We start from the raw sequence: 19,190 nt of genomic DNA, 5'->3' as shown, positions 1-19,190 counted from the left end.
TGTGCATAGAATGAAACTTTCCTTTCGTTTATAAATGTAAGGAAATGAAATCCGTATAATCGTTTGTTTTTGTATAAACAACATTTATAGCAACGGAGAATAGGAGGAAGGCCTTTCGTGTTTTTAAAAAGATTAGAAATAGCAGGATTTAAGTCTTTTGCTGAGCGTGTATCTGTCGATTTTGTCCCAGGTGTAACGTCTGTAGTAGGACCTAATGGAAGCGGGAAAAGTAATATTACTGATGCCATTCGTTGGGTACTTGGTGAACAATCGGCAAAATCATTACGTGGTGCAAAGATGGAAGATATTATTTTTGCAGGTAGTGATACGAGAAGAGCGGTTAATGTTGCTGAAGTAACATTAACTTTAAATAATGAAGATCAACGTTTACCGATTGAATATAATGAGGTGTGTGTAACGCGTCGTGTATCTCGTTCTGGTGATAGTGATTTTTATATTAATAAACAATCATGCAGGTTGAAAGATATTATCGATTTATTTATGGACTCTGGTATGGGAAGAGAAGCTTTTTCGATTATTAGCCAGGGGAAAGTTGAAGAAATTTTAAGTAGTAAATCAGAAGAACGTCGTGGTGTATTTGAAGAAGCGGCGGGAGTGCTGAAATACAAACTTCGTAAAAAGAAAGCTGAAGGTAAATTAGCAGACACACAAGAAAACTTAAATCGTGTACAAGATATAATTCACGAATTAAGTAGTCAAGTAGAACCTTTAGAAAGACAAGCTTCTATTGCAAAGGATTATCTCGAGAAAAAAGAAGAATTAGAGAAAGTAGAAGCGGCGCTTATTGTACATGAAATTGAAGAATTACATGAGAAATGGGAAGCGCTTCGAAATCAGTTTGGGCATAATAAAAACGAAGAAGCGAAAATGTCAACGCATTTACAAAAAGGTGAAGAAGAGCTAGAGGAATTACGAGGCCAATTACAAGCAGTAGATGAGTCTGTAGATTCCCTGCAAGAAGTACTTTTGCTTTCTAGTAAAGAACTAGAAAAGTTAGAAGGACAGCGTGAGCTATTAAAAGAGAGAAAGCAAAATGCAACGACGCATTGTGCACAACTCGAACAGTTAATTGTTGAATTAACAGAGAAAGCTACAAGTTATGATGGTGAAATTGAATCGAGTACAGAAGTATTGATGCAATTTGTAAATCATGTAAAAGAGTTGGAGACGAAATTGCATGATAATGAGCAATTACTTGCAACGTTTGCTGACAATTTAGAAGAGCAAATTGAGAATTTAAAAGGTGACTATATTGAACTTTTAAATCAACAAGCTAGTCATCGTAATGAGTTATCTATGATTGAAGAACAATCTAAACAACAAAACTCAAAAAATGAACGCCTTGATGAAGAAAATGCGAAATATGTAGAAATGCGTATGGAAATTACAGCGAAAAAGACAAAACTTGTGGAAAGTTATGAACAAGTAAAAGAAAAAGTAGCTGGAATCCTTTCGAATATACAAAAGACAGAAGCGGCACTTGGGAAATGCAAGGCGCAGTATAGTGAAAACGAAACAAAACTGTATCAAGCATATCAATTTGTACAACAGGCACGTTCTCGAAAAGAAATGCTAGAAGAGATGCAAGAGGACTACTCTGGTTTCTATCAAGGGGTACGTGAAGTATTGAAAGCTAGAGAAAATAGGTTGCAAGGTATTGAGGGTGCTGTTGCAGAACTGCTAACGGTACCGAAAGAATATGAAATTGCAATGGAAATTGCTCTAGGTGCAGCGATGCAGCATATAGTTGTACAAAAAGAAGAACATGCTCGTAATGCAATTGCGTTTTTAAAACAAAATAAACATGGACGAGCAACGTTTTTACCGCAAGCTGTTATTAAAGGTAGATCGTTATCATTTGAGCAATTACGTATTGTAAATCAGCACCCATCGTTTGTAGGTGTGGCAGCAGAACTCGTGCAATATAACAATAAATATGAAAATGTAGTTTCAAATTTATTAGGTACTGTTATTGTTGCAAAAGATTTACGCGGAGCGAATGAGTTGGCGAAACAATTGCAATACCGTTATCGCATTGTAACAATCGAAGGTGATGTAGTAAACCCTGGCGGTTCTATGACGGGTGGAGCGGTAAAACAGGCGAAATCATCTTTATTAGGACGTCAACGTGAACTAGAAGAGTGGACGAGTAAGTTAACTGATATGGAAGAAAAAACAACGAAGTTAGAAAACTTTGTTAAAGCAGTAAAACAAGAGATTCAAGAAAAAGAAGTGCAAATACGCGAACTAAGGCAAAGTGTAGAAGCAGAGCGTGTAGATGAACAGAAATTAAGAGAAGAAATTAGTCGCTTAGAATTAGAAGAACATCGTATTAATGATCGGTTATCTATTTACGATTTAGAGATTGAAGGGTTCTTGCAAGACCAAGTGAAAATGCAAGGCCGTAAAGAAGAGTTAGAAAAGATTTTAGCGACTCTTCAGGCAGAGATTACGGAATTAGATAGCAAAATCACAGCTTTAACAAAACAAAAAAGTGAGCAACATTCTTCGAAAGAAAAAGTTCAAAAAGAAATGACTGAGTTAAAAGTGTTAGCAGCTGAAAAGCAACAACGCTTATCTAATCAAAAAGAAAAAGTAGAACGATTGACGAAGGAAAAAGAAGAAACCGATGCAACGCTTGTCAAAACGAAAGAGGATTTAGCATTCTTAAAACAAGAAATGACATCGAATTCAAGTGGTGAAGAACAAATTACGAATATGATTGAGAAGAAAGCATATGATCGTAATCAAACTTCAGAGTTAATTCGCTCTCGTCGTGAACAACGTGTATCGTTACAAGAGAGAGTAGAACAGTTAGAGCGTAACCTGAAAGAAACAACAGGTAAACATAAATACATTCTTGAGATGTTGAAAGATCAAGAGGTAAAAATAAACCGACTTGATGTAGAGTTAGAAAATAGATTACAACATTTACGTGAAACATATACGATTTCATTTGAAGCGGCAAAACTGAAGTATACAATGGTGATGCCTGCTGAGGATGCACGTAAAAAGGTGAAACTAATTAAACTCTCCATCGAAGAGCTAGGTACAGTAAACTTAGGAGCAATTGATGAGTATGAGCGTGTGGCAGAGCGTCATACATTCTTACTAGAGCAAAAAGATGATCTAGAAGAAGCAAAAACGACATTGCACCAACTTATTACTGAAATGGATGAAGAAATGAAAAAACGCTTTTCTACTACGTTTGAAGGAATTCGAATGGAGTTTCAATCGGTGTTCTCTGAATTATTTGGAGGCGGTAGAGCGGATTTAGTTATGACGAATCCAGAGGACTTATTAAATACGGGTATTGATATCGTAGCGCAACCGCCAGGGAAGAAACTGCAAAACTTAGGTTTACTTTCAGGTGGAGAGCGTGCTTTAACGGCAATTGCGCTGCTATTTGGTATTTTAAAAGTACGCCCAGTCCCATTCTGTGTATTAGATGAGGTAGAGGCTGCTCTTGATGAGGCAAACGTTGCCCGTTTTGCTCAGTATTTAAAGAAATTTAGTGATGAGACACAGTTTATTGTAATTACACATAGAAAAGGTACAATGGAAGAGTCTGACGTATTGTACGGTGTAACAATGCAAGAGTCAGGGGTATCTAAACTTGTTTCGGTTCGTTTAGATGATGGAGAAGAACTAGTTGCAAGCAAATAGAAAGGATGGGACAGTATGAGCTTTTTTAAAAAACTAAAAGAAAAAATTTCAAAACAAACAGATACGGTAACAGAGAAGTTTAAACAAGGATTAGAAAAAACGAGAAATTCGTTTGCAGATAAAGTAAATGATTTAGTCTTTCGTTACCGTAAAGTAGATGAAGATTTCTTCGAAGAATTAGAAGAAATTTTAATCGGTGCAGATGTAGGCGTTTCGACAGTGATGGAATTAATCGACCAGCTGAAAGAAGAAGTGCAACGTCGTAATATTCAAGATCCAAAAGAAGTACAAGCTGTTATTTCGGAAAAATTAATAGAGATTTATAAAGGTGACAGTGATTTTACTAATGAAATTAATGAGCAAAAGGATGGCTTGACAGTTGTTTTATTTGTTGGTGTGAATGGTGTAGGTAAAACGACAACAATTGGTAAGATGGCTCATAAGTTTAAATCAGAAGGTAAGTCTGTTTTATTAGCAGCAGGAGATACATTCCGTGCTGGAGCGATTGAACAATTAGAAGTATGGGGCGATCGCGTTGGGGTAGAAGTGATTAAACAAGGATCAGGGTCTGATCCAGCAGCGGTTATGTATGACGCTGTACAAGCTGCAAAAGCACGTAAAGTAGATGTATTACTATGTGATACAGCAGGACGTTTACAAAATAAAGTAAACTTAATGAAAGAGTTAGAGAAGGTAAAGCGTGTAATTGAGCGTGAAGTACCAGGAGCTCCTCATGAAGTATTACTTGTTATTGATGCAACAACAGGACAAAACGGTTTAAGTCAAGCGAAAACATTCCGTGAAGCAACGAATGTGACTGGTATTGTTTTAACGAAGTTAGATGGAACTGCTAAAGGTGGTATTGTATTAGCAATTCGTAACGAAATGGATGTACCGGTGAAATTCGTTGGATTAGGAGAGCAAATGGATGATCTGCAACAGTTCGATCCAGAACAATATGTATATGGTTTATTTGCGAACTTAGTAGAAACAGAAGAAGTATAAGTGAAAGAAGCGGTATTTTCCGCTTCTTTTTCTATAAAAATATGAGATGTTAAGAAAAAAACTTGACACTCTTTTGTACTCCATGTAAACTAATTCATGTAAAGGGAAATCACTTAACAAAGGATGATCCAACATGCTCGAAAAAACAACGAGAATGAACTATTTATTTGATTTTTATCAATCGTTGTTAACGCAAAAACAAAGAAGTTATATGTCGCTTTATTATCTAGATGATTTATCTCTTGGTGAAATTGCGGAAGAATTTGATGTAAGTCGCCAAGCCGTGTATGATAACATTAAACGGACTGAAGCGATGCTTGAAGAATATGAAGAAAAATTAGTATTACTTCAAAAGTTTCAAGAGCGACAGCGACTTGTTGCAAAGCTAAAACAGCTAATCAGCGAAGAAGAGCATGTGAATGAAGAAATGAAACAAGTTGTTGAAGCTATCGAAAAATTAGATTAGGAGGGCGGCAATATGGCATTTGAAGGATTAGCCGACCGACTTCAACAGACGATGCAAAAAATCCGCGGCAAAGGAAAAGTTTCTGAAGCCGATGTGAAAGAAATGATGAGAGAAGTTCGTCTAGCTCTTTTAGAAGCGGACGTTAACTTTAAAGTAGTAAAAGATTTTGTAAAGCGTGTATCTGAACGTGCTGTCGGACAAGATGTAATGAAAAGTTTGACACCTGGACAACAAGTAATTAAGGTTGTACAGGAAGAACTTACAGAACTTATGGGCGGAGAGCAAAGCAAAATTGCTGTTGCTAATAAGCCACCGACTGTTATTATGATGGTTGGTCTGCAAGGTGCAGGTAAAACAACGACGACAGGTAAGCTTGCGAATTTGCTTCGTAAAAAGCATAATCGTAAACCAATGCTTGTTGCGGCGGATATTTACCGTCCTGCAGCGATTAAACAGCTTGAAACATTAGGGAAGCAATTGGACATGCCTGTATTCTCTTTAGGAGATCAAGTAAGTCCTGTTGAAATTGCGAAACAAGCGATTGCAAAAGCGAAAGAAGATCATCATGATTATGTTTTAATTGATACAGCAGGTCGCCTGCATATTGATGAAGAACTAATGGATGAATTAGCGAAAGTGAAAGAAGTTGCGAAACCGGATGAAATTTTCCTTGTTGTCGATGCGATGACAGGACAAGACGCGGTTAATGTTGCACAAAGTTTCCATGAACAGCTAGGTTTAACAGGGGTTGTATTAACGAAGCTGGATGGTGATACGCGCGGTGGTGCGGCATTGTCTATTAAAGCTGTTACAAATACGCCAATTAAATTTGCTGGTATGGGTGAAAAACTAGATGCACTTGAAGCGTTCCATCCAGAACGTATGGCATCCCGTATTTTAGGGATGGGAGACGTCTTAACATTAATTGAAAAAGCGCAAGCTACAGTTGATGAAGAGAAAGCAAAAGAACTTGAGCAAAAAATGCGTACGCTTTCGTTTACACTTGACGATTTCCTAGAACAACTTGGACAAGTGCGTCAACTTGGACCGCTTGATGAATTGTTAGGAATGCTTCCTGGTGCAAATAAAATTAAAGGGCTGAAAAATGCACAAGTTGATGAAAAACAAATTGGGCATATTGAGGCAATTATTCGTTCTATGACTAAATTAGAGCGAGAACAACCGGAAATAATCAATGCTAGTCGCAAAAAACGCATTGCCAAAGGTAGCGGTACAACGGTACAAGAAATCAATCGTTTAATCAAGCAATTTGATGATATGAAAAAAATGATGAAAACGATGACTGGAATGCAAAAAGGTAAGAAAAAAGGACTAGGTGGATTGAAGTTTCCATTCATGTAAGGAAAAAAGATGGCTCTGTTAAGAAAAAATACTTTACAAAGCAATAGTCTTTTTGCTAATATAATTATCTGTGTGAAATAAATTCGGAGGTGCTTTATAAATGGCAGTTAAAATTCGTTTAAAACGTATGGGAGCTAAAAAAACTCCTTTCTATCGTGTAGTTGTTGCAGATTCTCGTTCTCCTCGTGACGGACGTTTCATTGAGGAAATCGGTACTTACAATCCGGTTGCTCAACCAGCTGAAGTTAAGATCAACGAAGAAGCAGCATTAAAATGGTTAGGAAATGGTGCTAAACCATCTGATACAGTTCGTAACTTATTCTCTAACCAAGGTATCATGGAGAAATTCCACTTATCTAAACAAGGTAAGTAATTGAGGCAATGACTATGAAGAAGTTAGTCGAGACGATTGTCAAGCCTCTTGTCGATTATCCTGAAGATGTAAAAGTTACACAGGAACTTTACAACGGAGAGATAAAGTATCGATTAACTGTACATCCTGAGGATGTTGGAAAAGTCATTGGAAAACAAGGGAAAGTTGCGAAAGCAATTCGAATGCTCTTGTATTCAGTGGGACATCACAATAGTGAAAAAGTAACACTGGAAATTCAATAAACGTAAAAAGGGCGAGGAGTTATTCCTCTCCCTTTTTTAACATTTAAAGAGAAGTTGCATGTTCCATATGTGAAATGGGGATGCTTAATTTATATAGAAACCAGGGGTGACATACTGTTTATGACAAAATGGTTTAACGTAGGAAAAATTGTAAATACTCATGGCGTAAAAGGAGAAATTCGTGTGGTTTCTCGTACGGATTTTCCAGAAGAGCGATATAAAGTAGGGAATACGTTATACATATCGAATGAAAAAGGTGGAGAGCCTTTCCCAGTAAAGATTACTTCTCATCGTCAACATAAAACATTTGATTTATTGACATTTGAAGGATATGGGAATGTAAATGAAGTAGAACAGTTTAAAGGTTCTCTTTTAAAAGTGCCTGAAGATCAATTAGGCGAACTAGCTGAAGGTGAATACTACTATCATGAAATTATTGGTTGCAACGTTGTAACGGAAGAAGGAGAAGCGCTAGGGACAATAAAAGAAGTTCTATCTCCTGGTGCAAATGATGTTTGGGTAATTAAACGTCCAAAAGGTCAAGATTTGTTAATTCCTTATATTGATGATGTTGTGCTTCAAGTTAACATTGAGAATAAATTAGTAACCATTCATGTAATGGAAGGGCTACTATAATGAAAATTGACATTTTAACTTTGTTTCCAGATATGTTTACAGGTGTGTTTGGATCTTCAATTTTAAAGAAAGCACAAGAAAAAGAAGCGGTAGAGCTTCGTGTTGTCAATTTCCGCGATTATACAACGAGTAAGCATAATAGTGTGGATGATTATCCGTATGGTGGCGGCGCTGGGATGGTGTTAACTCCTCAGCCTATTTTTGATGCTGTAGAAGATTTAACGAAAGAGACAGAGCGGAAGCCGCGAGTTGTCTTAATGTGTCCGCAAGGTGAAAGGTTTACTCAGAAGAAAGCGGAAGAGCTTGCAGAGGAAGAACATTTAATCTTTGTATGTGGGCATTATGAAGGATATGACGAACGAATTCGTGAACATCTCGTAACAGATGAGATTTCTATCGGTGACTATGTATTAACGGGTGGAGAGTTAGCCTCTATGGTTATAACTGATAGTGTCGTACGTCTCCTTCCAGGAGTACTAGGAAATCATGCTTCACAAGTCGAGGATTCGTTTAGTACAGGTTTATTAGAGCATCCTCATTATACACGTCCAGCTGATTTTCGTGGTATGAAAGTGCCAGATGTATTAATGTCGGGAAATCATAAAAATATTGATGAATGGCGACATAAAGAATCGTTGCGTCGTACGTACACGCGTAGACCGGATTTACTAGAAGAACGAGAATTGTCTAAGCAAGAAAAGAAGTGGCTAGAACAGATTAAAGAAGGCAAATAAGTGCTTGATATATTTTCTATTGCAACAGCCTTAGCAATATGCTATTATAACACTTGTGCTGCTGAAATCAGTAGCCGTATTAACGATGTTCCGCTGTAATTTATTTAGACTTTATAAGAGCATCTGTTTAAAGGAGAGAATTTAATATGCAACAATTAATCGCAGAAATTACAAAAGGCCAATTAAAAACTGACCTTCCTTCATTCCGTCCTGGAGACACTTTACGTGTACACGTAAAAGTAGTTGAGGGAACTCGTGAAAGAATTCAGCTTTTCGAAGGTGTTGTAATTAAACGTCGTGGTGGCGGAATCAGTGAAACATTCACAGTTCGTAAGATTTCTTACGGTGTAGGTGTAGAGCGTACATTCCCAGTTCACACGCCAAGAATCGCGAAAATCGAAGTACTTCGCCGTGGTAAAGTACGTCGTGCTAAGTTATACTACTTACGTAACCTTCGCGGTAAAAAAGCACGTATTAAAGAAATTCGATAAGACATGTATGGGAGCTTGTAAATGCACAAGCTCCCTTTTTCCAATCTATATAAAATTTTGATATAATACGATCAGCTTACATAATCGTGGAGGGGAAAAGCATGAAGAAAGAAAAGAGTTCACTTTGGGAATGGATCAAGGCAATTTTGATAGCTGTTGTATTAGCAGGTGTTATTAGACAGTTTTTCTTTGCGCCAATTCTCGTAGATGGAGTATCGATGGCGTCTACATTACATGATCGCGATCGAATGATTGTTAATAAAATTGGTTATCACATAGGAGATCCGAAACGATTTGATATTATTGTATTCCGAGCAACGGAAGATAAAGATTATATTAAGCGTATTATCGGCCTGCCAGGCGATGAAATAGAGTATCGTAATGATAAACTATATGTTAACGGAAAGGCTTATGAGGAGCCGTATTTAGACAAGCAGAAAAAACAAATTGCTGACGGACCGCTTACATATGATTTCACTCTTGAAGAAATGACAGGGAAGAAAACTGTTCCAGAAGGTCAATTATTTGTTTTAGGCGATAATCGTCGTTTTAGTAAAGATAGCCGTTCGATTGGTACAATTTCAATGGACCAAGTGATTGGAAAGGCAAATATACTATATTGGCCGTTAAAAGATGCTCGTATTGTGAAATAAAAGAAAAAGAAGGTGGCAACATGGTAATTCAATGGTTCCCGGGACATATGGCAAAGGCTAGACGCCAAGTAACAGAAAAATTAAAGTTAATTGATGTTGTAATTGAGCTTGTAGATGCTCGATTACCTTTATCTTCTCGAAATCCGATGATCGATGAGATTATTACACATAAACCGAGGCTTGTTGTTTTAAATAAAGCGGATATGGCAGATGATCGTTTAACAAAGCAATGGATCGCATATTTTAAAGAAAAAGGCCATATGGCAATTTCAATTAACGCACAGGCTGGACAAGGCATGAAGGAAATTGCGGCGGCTTGTAAAGTGTTAGTGAAAGAGAAATTTGATAAAATGGTTGCAAAAGGTATTAGACCGAGAGCGATTCGTGCATTAATTGTGGGGATACCGAATGTTGGTAAATCTACGTTGATTAATAAGTTAGCGAAGAAAAATATTGCTAAAACAGGAGATCGTCCTGGTGTGACAACAGCTCAGCAATGGATTAAAGTTGGGAAGGAAATGGAATTACTTGATACACCAGGTATACTATGGCCTAAATTTGAGGACCAATTAGTTGGATTACGTCTAGCTACGACTGGTGCAATTAAAGATTCTATTTTAAATCTACAAGACGTAGCTGTTTATGCGCTACGTTTTATGGAGAAACATTACCCAGAGCGATTAAAAGAGCGCTATAATTTAAATGACATTCCAGAAGATATCGTGGAGTTATTTGATGCGATTGGAAAAAATAGAGGCTGTTTAATGGGCGGCGGAATGATTGATTATGATAAAACATCTGAACTTGTACTTCGTGAGCTTCGTGGTGGCAAACTTGGAAAAATGACGTTTGAAACACCAGAAGAGTTTGCAGAGCAGACAGAAGATGCAGAAAAAGTAGAAGAAGTATAAGACGTGCGTTTGTACGTCTTTTCTTTTTTGTATATAAAGGGAGTGGCATGAATGCAAAAAGTGACGATTCAAGAGGCGGAACATTTACTACAAGAAATTATGAGTGAAGAGGACGACCGCTTTCAGATATTAATGAAAGATGAGCGAAAAGGGGTACAAAAGCTCATTTCGAAGTGGTATAAACAAAAAGAGTTAGCACAAAAGGAAAAAGAAAAATTTCTAGAAATGTCTAAATATGAAAATGCATTACGTGAAAAAGGTCTCACATATATCGCAGGTATAGATGAAGTAGGTCGTGGACCGTTAGCTGGGCCTGTTGTGACGGCAGCTGTCGTTCTTCCTAAGGATTTTTATATTCCGGGGTTAAATGACTCGAAAAAGTTGAGTGAAGCGAAACGTGAGCGTTTTTATGATGAAATTAAAGCGCAAGCAATTGCAATTGGAGTTGGAATTGTATCACCGCAAGTTATTGATGAAATAAATATTTATCAAGCGACGAAACAAGCGATGTTAGATGCTGTTGCGAATTTATCTTGTACACCACAATATTTATTAATTGATGCGATGAAACTCCCTACACCAATTCCGCAAACATCTATTATTAAAGGTGATGCAAAAAGTATTTCTATTTCAGCTGCATCCATTATTGCGAAAGTAACGAGAGATCGTATGATGAAAGAGCTTGGAGAAAAGTATCCTGCATATGGATTTGAACAACATATGGGATATGGCACAAAACAACATTTAGAAGCGATTGAAGCGCATGGCATATTAGAAGAACATCGAAAATCGTTTGCGCCAATTAAAGATATGATTCAAAAATAAGCTGCGAAAACGCAGCTTATTTTGTATTTTGACATATAAACATTACTATTTTCCAAAAAGAATAAAGCGATTTCAGTTTTCTGACACTTTATTGTAGACAGCGTGCCAATCATCTTATACAATGGCAATGTAATGTTTTTTAAACATTAAAAAACTTTTCGAGTAAAACAGGAAAACAGGGGAGGATGGGACCATGAATATCCATGAGTACCAAGGTAAGGCAGTCCTTAGAAGCTATGGGGTTAGCGTTCCGAACGGGAAGGTTGCATTTACAGTAGAAGAAGCTGTAGAAGCGGCGAAAGAATTAGGAACGGATGTATGTGTAGTGAAAGCACAAATTCACGCTGGTGGACGCGGCAAAGCTGGCGGAGTAAAAGTTGCAAAAAATTTAGATGAAGTTCGTACATATGCAGAGAGCATTTTAGGAACTACACTTGTGACACATCAAACAGGTCCTGAAGGTAAGGAAGTAAAACGCTTACTTATCGAAGAAGGTTGCGATATTAAAAAAGAATATTATGTAGGTCTTGTTTTAGACCGTGCAACTTCTCAAGTTGTTTTAATGGCTTCTGAAGAAGGCGGAACAGAAATTGAAGAAGTAGCAGAAAAAACACCTGAAAAAATCTTTAAAGAATATATTGATCCAGCAGTAGGCTTACAAGGCTTCCAAGCACGCCGAATTGCATTTAACATCAATATTCCAAAAGAGCTTGTAGGACAAGCTGTGAAGTTTATGATGGGCTTATACCGTGCTTTTATCGAAAAAGATTGCTCTATCGCAGAGATTAACCCACTTGTTACAACAGGTGATGGTAAAGTTATGGCATTAGATGCGAAATTAAACTTTGATTCTAATGCTTTATATCGCCATAAGGATATTTTAGAACTTCGTGACCTTGATGAAGAAGATGCAAAAGAAATCGAAGCTTCTAAATATGACTTAAACTACATTCCTTTAGATGGAAATATCGGTTGTATGGTTAATGGTGCAGGTTTAGCGATGGCTACGATGGATATCATTAAACATTACCATGGCGATCCAGCTAACTTTTTAGATGTTGGTGGCGGTGCGACAGCTGAAAAGGTTACAGAAGCATTCAAAATTATCCTTTCTGACAAAAATGTAAAAGGTATCTTCGTTAACATTTTTGGTGGCATTATGAAGTGTGATGTTATTGCAGAAGGTGTTATTGAAGCAACGAAACAAGTAGGTCTTGAATTGCCTTTAGTTGTACGTCTTGAAGGTACAAACGTAGAGTTAGGTAAGAAAATTTTAAATGAGTCTGGCTTAAATATTGTTGCAGCAGAATCTATGGCAGACGGTGCACAAAAAATTGTTTCACTAGTGGGCTAATAGAAAGCGGGGGAGAAAAATGAGCGTATTAGTTAATAAAGATACAAAAGTTATTGTTCAAGGTATTACAGGTTCTCAAGGGTTATTCCACACAAAGCAAATGATAGAATACGGTACGAAAATTGTCGGTGGTGTAACGCCAGGTAAAGGTGGCACTGATATTGAAGGTGTACCAGTATTTGATACTGTAGAAGATGCAGTGAAAGCAACAGGCGCAAACGCTTCAGTTGTATACGTTCCACCCGCTTTTGCGGCTGATGCAATTATGGAAGCAGTTGATGCAGAAATTGATTTAGTAGTATGTATTACTGAAGGAATTCCTGTATTAGATATGGTAAATGTAAAGAGATATATGGCTGGTAAACATACACGTTTACTTGGACCGAACTGCCCAGGTGTTATCACACCTGATGAATGTAAAATTGGTATTATGCCAGGGTACATTCATAAAAAAGGTCATGTAGGTATCGTATCTCGCTCTGGTACATTAACGTATGAGGCTGTACATCAGTTAACACAAGAAGGTATTGGTCAATCTACGGCTGTAGGTATCGGCGGAGACCCTGTTAACGGTACAGACTTTATTGATGCGTTAAAAGCATTTAATGAAGATGAAGAAACACATGCTGTAATTATGATTGGTGAAATCGGTGGTACAGCGGAAGAAGAGGCAGCTGAATGGGTGAAAGCTAATATGACAAAACCGGTTGTAGGCTTCATTGGCGGCCAAACAGCGCCTGCTGGCAAACGTATGGGTCATGCTGGTGCAATCATTTCTGGCGGTAAAGGAACTGCTGCAGAAAAGATTAAAACGATGGAAGCTTGTGGTATTAAAGTAGCGGAAACTCCAGCAGTTATGGGTGAAACGCTAATCTCTGTCTTAAAAGAAAAAGGTCTATTTGAGACTTGTAAAAACTACTAATCTGTTGAAAGACACCTTCTTGCTTGAAGGTGTCTTTTTACAAACTTCTTGTTAACATAATAAAAATTATGGGTAAGGAGAATTGGGATGAAAAGAGAAAGATTATTACATCTTCATTACTTGTTAGCAGACCATTGGAAGGCGATAGAGAGGCTATTACATGTCGATCCAGAATTGAAGGAAATATACAATTTTAATGCAAAACAAATTGAATGTTACACTGGAATATCCTCGAAAAAATCTTCAGAATTAGTAAATTTTCTTCAAAGTTCAAATCTCCCACAATATATATCTTATTTAGAGAAAAATCGATTCTTTTATATGACAATATGGGATGAAGATTATCCAAAATTATTACGTGAAATACAAGATCCTCCCTTTGTATTATATGGAAAAGGAGAAAAAGATTTTCTCGATAAAGTGAATAAATTAGCGGTTGTTGGAACGAGAGAGCCGACTTTATATGGATATGAAAGTTTGAAATTTATTTTACATCCATTATTAGAAAAAGAATGGCTTATTGTCAGTGGATTTGCAAGAGGGATAGATGCGATGTCTCATGAAATTACAGTAAGACGGCATTGCCCAACAATTGCGATACTAGGACATGGATTATCGTATATATATCCAAGAGAGAATCGATATTTATATGAAGTGTGGAATGAATATATATTGTTATTAACAGAGTATCCTCCGCACTATGCACCGAAAAAATGGTATTTTCCAAAAAGGAATCGAATTATTAGTGGCATAAGTAAAGGTGTTTTAGTTGTAGAAGCGAAATCAAGAAGTGGAACACTTATTACCGCAGACCTTGCTCTAGAGCAAAATAGAGAGGTATTTGCACTGCCTGGACCTATATTTATAGATAGTGCATCAGGAACAAATCATCTCATTCAACAAGGAGCGAAACTAGTAAGAAATGCAGAAGATATACTGGAAGAGATTTTAAATTAACCTTATATTTTTATGTTTTTATTAAACAATTATTGACAAATGGTAGATAGGCACTGTATGGTATATTCATTCTTGATTGACAAAAACAAGAGAAATCAATAAGATTAATGAAGACTTGAATCCACCTCTTAAGGAGGCACTAGCATGTCAGATTACCTCGTAATCGTGGAGTCGCCTTCTAAGGCGAAGACCATTGAGAAATATTTAGGGAAAAAATACAAAGTTGTCGCGTCTATGGGACACGTTCGCGATTTACCTAAAAGCCAAATGGGGATAGAAGTAAAGAACAACTTCACCCCGAAGTATATTACCATTCGTGGTAAAGGTCCCGTCTTAAAAGACTTAAAATCAGCAGCAAAAAAAGCAAAGAAAGTCTATCTCGCGGCCGATCCAGACCGCGAAGGGGAAGCTATTGCTTGGCATTTAGCCAATACGTTAAATGTGGACGTTGAATCAGATTGCCGAGTTGTGTTTAATGAGATTACAAAAGATGCAATAAAAGAATCATTCAAACATCCTCGCGCGATTAACATGAATTTAGTAGATGCACAACAAGCAAGACGTATACTAGATCGTCTTGTTGGTTACAATATTAGTCCTTTATTATGGAAGAAAGTAAAAAAAGGATTAAGTGCAGGACGCGTACAATCTGTAGCAGTTCGTTTAATTATCGAACGTGAAAGAGAAATACAAAGTTTCGAGCCTGAAGAATTCTGGACAATTAAGACAGAATTTGTGAAAGGGAAAGACACATTTGAAGCAAGCTTTTACGGTGTAGATGGTGAAAAAGTTCAATTAACGAATGAAACACAAGTGAATGAAATAATTGAACGGCTGAAAGATAATGCGTTCTCAGTTGAAAATGTAACGAGAAAAGAGCGAAAACGTAATCCAGCATTACCATTTACAACATCTTCCTTGCAACAAGAGGCGGCGCGTAAGTTAAACATGCGAGCAAAGAAAACGATGATGCTTGCGCAGCAATTGTATGAAGGAATTGATCTTGGAAAACAAGGAACTGTAGGTCTTATTACGTATATGAGAACTGATTCAACACGTATCTCAGAAACAGCTCAAACAGAGGCACGTACGTACATTACTGAGGCGTTTGGTACGGAATACATAGGAACAGAAAAGAAGAAAGAAACGAAGAAGTCGAACGCACAAGATGCGCATGAGGCAATTCGTCCTACTTCGGTAATGAGAAAGCCAGAGGAACTAAAGAGTTTCTTAAGTCGTGACCAACTTCGATTGTATAAATTGATTTGGGAGCGATTTGTTGCAAGTCAAATGGCGTCTGCTATAATGGATACTGTGACAGCGAGACTCATTAATAATAATGTTCAGTTCCGTTCAAGTGGATCGGTTGTAAAGTTCCCAGGATTTATGAAAGTGTATGTAGAGTCGAAAGATGATGGGGCTGAAGAAAAGGATAAGATGTTGCCACCTTTAGAAGTAGGGGAAACCGTATTTTCGAAGGATTTAGAACCGAAGCAACACTTTACACAACCTCCGCCGCGCTATACAGAGGCTCGTTTAGTAAGAACACTTGAAGAGCTTGGAATTGGAAGACCGTCGACTTACGTACCGACACTTGAAACGATTCAAAAACGTGGATATGTAGGTTTGGATAATAAACGCTTCGTTCCAACTGAACTAGGTGAAATAGTAATTGAACTTATTTTAGAGTTTTTCCCAGAAATTATTAACATTGAATTTACTGCTAACATGGAGCAAAGCCTCGATGAAGTAGAAGAAGGAAATGCGAATTGGGTAAAAATTGTTGATGATTTCTACGTAGGATTTGAACCGCGTTTAGAAAAAGCGGAAAAAGAAATGCGTGAAGTGGAAATTAAAGATGAACCAGCTGGGGAAGATTGTGAATTATGTAATCACCCAATGGTCTTTAAAATGGGTAAATATGGGAAATTTATGGCTTGCTCGAATTTCCCAGATTGTCGTAATACAAAACCGATTGTGAAAGAAATCGGTGTTACTTGTCCGAAATGTGATAAAGGTCAAATTATTGAACGTCGTAGTAATAAAAAGAAACGTCTTTTCTATGGGTGCGGTACGTATCCAGAGTGTGACTTTGTATCTTGGGATAAGCCGATTGGCCGTAAATGTCCGAAGTGTGAAGGTATGCTAGTAGAGAAGAAGTTGAAAAAAGGCGTACAAGTACAATGTATTTCGTGTGATTATGAAGAAGAACAACAAATGTGAGCGTAACTGCTCACATTTTTTTCGGGAAGAAAAGGAAAGGTGATAAATATATGACAACACAAGTAGTAAACGTCATTGGCGCAGGTCTTGCAGGAAGTGAAGCAGCTTACCAAATTGCAAAACGTGGTGTCCAAGTAAGATTATACGAAATGAGACCGGTAAGGCAAACGCCAGCTCATCACACAGATAAATTTGCAGAATTAGTATGTAGTAACTCGCTTCGCGCAAACACATTAACAAATGCTGTTGGTGTTATTAAAGAAGAAATGCGTTTAATGGATTCTGTTATTATTCGTGCAGCTGATGAGTGTTCTGTACCAGCAGGAGGGGCTTTAGCGGTAGATCGTCATGAATTTGCAGCAAAAGTAACGGAATATGTGAAAAATCATCCGAACGTAACTGTGGTGAATGAAGAAATCACTGAAATTCCAGAAGGTCCTACTGTTATTGCGACAGGTCCACTTACGTCGCCTGATCTTTCTGCGCAATTAAAAGAATTAACGGGTGAAGACTACTTTTATTTCTATGATGCAGCAGCACCGATTGTTGAGAAAGACAGCATTGATATGAATAAAGTGTATTTAAAATCTCGTTACGATAAAGGTGAAGCGGCATATTTAAACTGTCCAATGACGGAAGAGGAATTTGACCGTTTTTACGAGGCTTTAATCGCTGCTGAAACAGTACCTTTAAAAGAATTTGAAAAAGAAATTTTCTTTGAAGGTTGTATGCCGGTAGAAGTTATGGCAAGTAGAGGAAGACAAACACTAGTATTTGGACCGATGAAACCTGTTGGATTAGAAGATCCAAAAACAGGGAAAACGCCATATGCTGTTGTTCAGTTACGTCAAGATGATGCAGCGGGGACGTTATACAATATCGTAGGTTTCCAAACGCATTTAAAATGGGGACCGCAAAAAGAAGTGTTACAGTTGATTCCGGGACTGGAAAACGCAGAGATTGTACGTTATGGTGTAATGCATCGTAATACGTTTATTAATTCACCTAACTTACTTCGTCCAACATACCAATATAAACAACGTGATGATTTATTCTTCGCTGGTCAAATGACTGGAGTAGAGGGGTATGTTGAATCGGCGGCTTCAGGATTGCTAGCAGGTATCAACGCTGCTCGACTTGTAAAAGGTGAAGAGCCGGTTGTATTGCCACCTGTAACTGCAATGGGAAGTATGGCGAATTATATTACTGCGACAAACGCGAAAAACTTCCAGCCAATGAATGCAAACTTCGGTCTGTTTGCACCGTTAGAGAAGAAAATTAAGAAAAAAGCAGAACGTAATGAAGCCTATGCAGCACGCGCTTTAGAAACGATTCGAAATTTTGTAAATATTTAGTTAAATTTCTTGCAAAGGCTACTAAGTTGTGATACGATTTAGTAGCCTTTATTGAGGTGAATTGTGTGAATGTGAAGAAATTGTTACAATTATTCGTTGGATATTTACAAATTGAAAGAAATTATTCAAAATATACAATTGCAAGTTATCAAAATGATTTAGAACATTTTGTGCAATTTATGGAGCGAGAAGGCATATCCTCTTTTTTAGATATTACATACGCGGATGTTCGTTTGTACTTAACGACGTTGCACGATGAAAAGTTAGCCCGTAAATCTGTCGCAAGAAAAGTATCAAGCTTACGAAGTTTATATCGTTTTTTGATGCGTGAAGGTTATCGGAAGGATAATCCGTTTGCACTTGCGTCACTCCCCAAAAAAGAATTGTCAATCCCAAAGTTTTTATATGCTGAAGAATTAGAGGAATTATTTGAAGTTTCTGATACGGAAACCCCGTTAGGTCAAAGGAATCAAGCTTTATTAGAGTTGATGTATGCGACCGGGATCCGTGTGAGTGAATGTGTCAATTTACAACTTACCGATATTGACTTTGCGGTGGGAACAATTTTAGTAATGGGAAAAGGAAAAAAACAAAGGTATATTCCGTTCGGGAGCTATGCACAAGATGCTTTAATTACTTATATAGAGAACGGGAGAAAACAGTTAGCCAAGAAAACTGAAGAACAATCTCATATGGTATTTTTAAATGCGAAAGGCACGCCGCTGACAAGTCGAGGAGTACGCTATGTATTAAATGAACTCATTAAGAAAGCTTCACTGACAATGCGTATAAGTCCTCATATGTTAAGGCATACATTTGCTACACATATGTTAGATGAAGGGGCAGATTTACGTACTGTACAGGAGCTACTCGGTCATGAAAATTTGTCTACGACACAAATTTATACGCATGTCTCTAAAGAAAGATTGCGTTCTGTCTACATGAAGCATCACCCACGGGCATAAATTGCTTTTAAAGCTATAAAAACATATAA

General features: G+C 37.4%; 18 protein-coding genes. All 18 read left to right on the top strand.

The features are described 5' to 3' along the window. Positions 1-117: 117 nt before the first annotated feature. The 18 genes from smc to xerC all read left to right on the top strand — a co-directional run bounded on the left by smc (position 118) and on the right by xerC (position 19,161). On the top strand, positions 118-3,687 hold the full coding sequence (smc, locus tag PDQ40_RS10050; protein WP_000479000.1) for a chromosome segregation protein SMC: 3,570 nt from the start codon (positions 118-120) through the stop codon (positions 3,685-3,687). A 15-nt stretch (positions 3,688-3,702) separates the two neighbouring features. Continuing rightward, complete coding sequence (gene ftsY, locus PDQ40_RS10045) at positions 3,703-4,692, top strand: signal recognition particle-docking protein FtsY (protein WP_000007646.1); 990 nt, start codon at positions 3,703-3,705, stop codon at positions 4,690-4,692. A 133-nt stretch (positions 4,693-4,825) separates the two neighbouring features. Next, positions 4,826-5,158 (top strand): putative DNA-binding protein, encoded by a 333-nt coding sequence (locus PDQ40_RS10040; RefSeq protein WP_000891062.1) that lies wholly within the window; start codon positions 4,826-4,828, stop codon positions 5,156-5,158. A 12-nt stretch (positions 5,159-5,170) separates the two neighbouring features. Continuing rightward, a complete protein-coding gene (ffh, locus tag PDQ40_RS10035; protein ID WP_000863461.1) occupies positions 5,171-6,520 on the top strand; it encodes a signal recognition particle protein in 1,350 nt (449 codons plus the stop codon). Between the two features lie 100 nt (positions 6,521-6,620). Further along, positions 6,621-6,893 carry a 30S ribosomal protein S16 gene (rpsP, locus tag PDQ40_RS10030; protein WP_000268750.1) on the top strand — a complete coding sequence of 91 codons (273 nt, stop codon included), beginning with the start codon at positions 6,621-6,623 and terminating at the stop codon, positions 6,891-6,893. 14 nt (positions 6,894-6,907) lie between these two features. Next, positions 6,908-7,135, top strand: a complete 228-nt coding sequence (locus tag PDQ40_RS10025) for a KH domain-containing protein (protein WP_000737403.1) — start codon at positions 6,908-6,910, stop codon at positions 7,133-7,135. A 120-nt stretch (positions 7,136-7,255) separates the two neighbouring features. Beyond that, positions 7,256-7,771 carry a ribosome maturation factor RimM gene (rimM, locus tag PDQ40_RS10020; protein ID WP_000170268.1) on the top strand — a complete coding sequence of 172 codons (516 nt, stop codon included), beginning with the start codon at positions 7,256-7,258 and terminating at the stop codon, positions 7,769-7,771. Beyond that, positions 7,771-8,505: a tRNA (guanosine(37)-N1)-methyltransferase TrmD gene (trmD, locus tag PDQ40_RS10015; RefSeq protein ID WP_000686892.1), complete on the top strand. Its 735-nt coding sequence runs from the start codon at positions 7,771-7,773 to the stop codon at positions 8,503-8,505. The genes rimM and trmD overlap by 1 nt, the downstream gene beginning before the upstream one ends. Positions 8,506-8,651: 146 nt before the next feature. Further along, a complete protein-coding gene (rplS, locus tag PDQ40_RS10010; protein ID WP_001186516.1) occupies positions 8,652-8,996 on the top strand; it encodes a 50S ribosomal protein L19 in 345 nt (114 codons plus the stop codon). Between the two features lie 101 nt (positions 8,997-9,097). Continuing rightward, a complete protein-coding gene (gene lepB / locus PDQ40_RS10005; RefSeq protein ID WP_000711857.1) occupies positions 9,098-9,649 on the top strand; it encodes a signal peptidase I in 552 nt (183 codons plus the stop codon). Positions 9,650-9,669: 20 nt separating this feature from the next. Further along, on the top strand, positions 9,670-10,560 hold the full coding sequence (gene ylqF, locus PDQ40_RS10000) for a ribosome biogenesis GTPase YlqF (protein WP_000236700.1): 891 nt from the start codon (positions 9,670-9,672) through the stop codon (positions 10,558-10,560). Between the two features lie 51 nt (positions 10,561-10,611). Next, a complete protein-coding gene (rnhB, locus tag PDQ40_RS09995) occupies positions 10,612-11,385 on the top strand; it encodes a ribonuclease HII (RefSeq protein WP_001174725.1) in 774 nt (257 codons plus the stop codon). A 193-nt stretch (positions 11,386-11,578) separates the two neighbouring features. Next, positions 11,579-12,739, top strand: coding sequence for an ADP-forming succinate--CoA ligase subunit beta (gene sucC, locus PDQ40_RS09990; RefSeq protein WP_001020785.1), 1,161 nt, complete (start codon positions 11,579-11,581; stop codon positions 12,737-12,739). A 19-nt stretch (positions 12,740-12,758) separates the two neighbouring features. Further along, entirely contained in the window at positions 12,759-13,661 is a 903-nt protein-coding gene (gene sucD / locus PDQ40_RS09985; protein ID WP_000115178.1) for a succinate--CoA ligase subunit alpha, read from the top strand. Positions 13,662-13,748: 87 nt separating this feature from the next. Next, positions 13,749-14,618 carry a DNA-processing protein DprA gene (gene dprA / locus PDQ40_RS09980; RefSeq protein WP_000818026.1) on the top strand — a complete coding sequence of 290 codons (870 nt, stop codon included), beginning with the start codon at positions 13,749-13,751 and terminating at the stop codon, positions 14,616-14,618. A 144-nt stretch (positions 14,619-14,762) separates the two neighbouring features. After that, positions 14,763-16,841 carry a type I DNA topoisomerase gene (gene topA, locus PDQ40_RS09975; RefSeq protein WP_001286973.1) on the top strand — a complete coding sequence of 693 codons (2,079 nt, stop codon included), beginning with the start codon at positions 14,763-14,765 and terminating at the stop codon, positions 16,839-16,841. Between the two features lie 50 nt (positions 16,842-16,891). Continuing rightward, positions 16,892-18,196 (top strand): FADH(2)-oxidizing methylenetetrahydrofolate--tRNA-(uracil(54)-C(5))-methyltransferase TrmFO, encoded by a 1,305-nt coding sequence (trmFO, locus tag PDQ40_RS09970; protein WP_001998091.1) that lies wholly within the window; start codon positions 16,892-16,894, stop codon positions 18,194-18,196. Between the two features lie 65 nt (positions 18,197-18,261). Continuing rightward, complete coding sequence (gene xerC / locus PDQ40_RS09965; RefSeq protein ID WP_001101228.1) at positions 18,262-19,161, top strand: tyrosine recombinase XerC; 900 nt, start codon at positions 18,262-18,264, stop codon at positions 19,159-19,161. Positions 19,162-19,190: the final 29 nt, after the last annotated feature.

Source organism: Bacillus cereus group sp. Bc061, assembly GCF_027715825.1.
Lineage (GTDB): Bacteria > Bacillota > Bacilli > Bacillales > Bacillaceae_G > Bacillus_A > Bacillus_A paranthracis.
The sequence above is the reverse complement of the archived record's forward strand: the minus strand, read 5'-3'. Positions and strand labels throughout refer to the sequence as shown.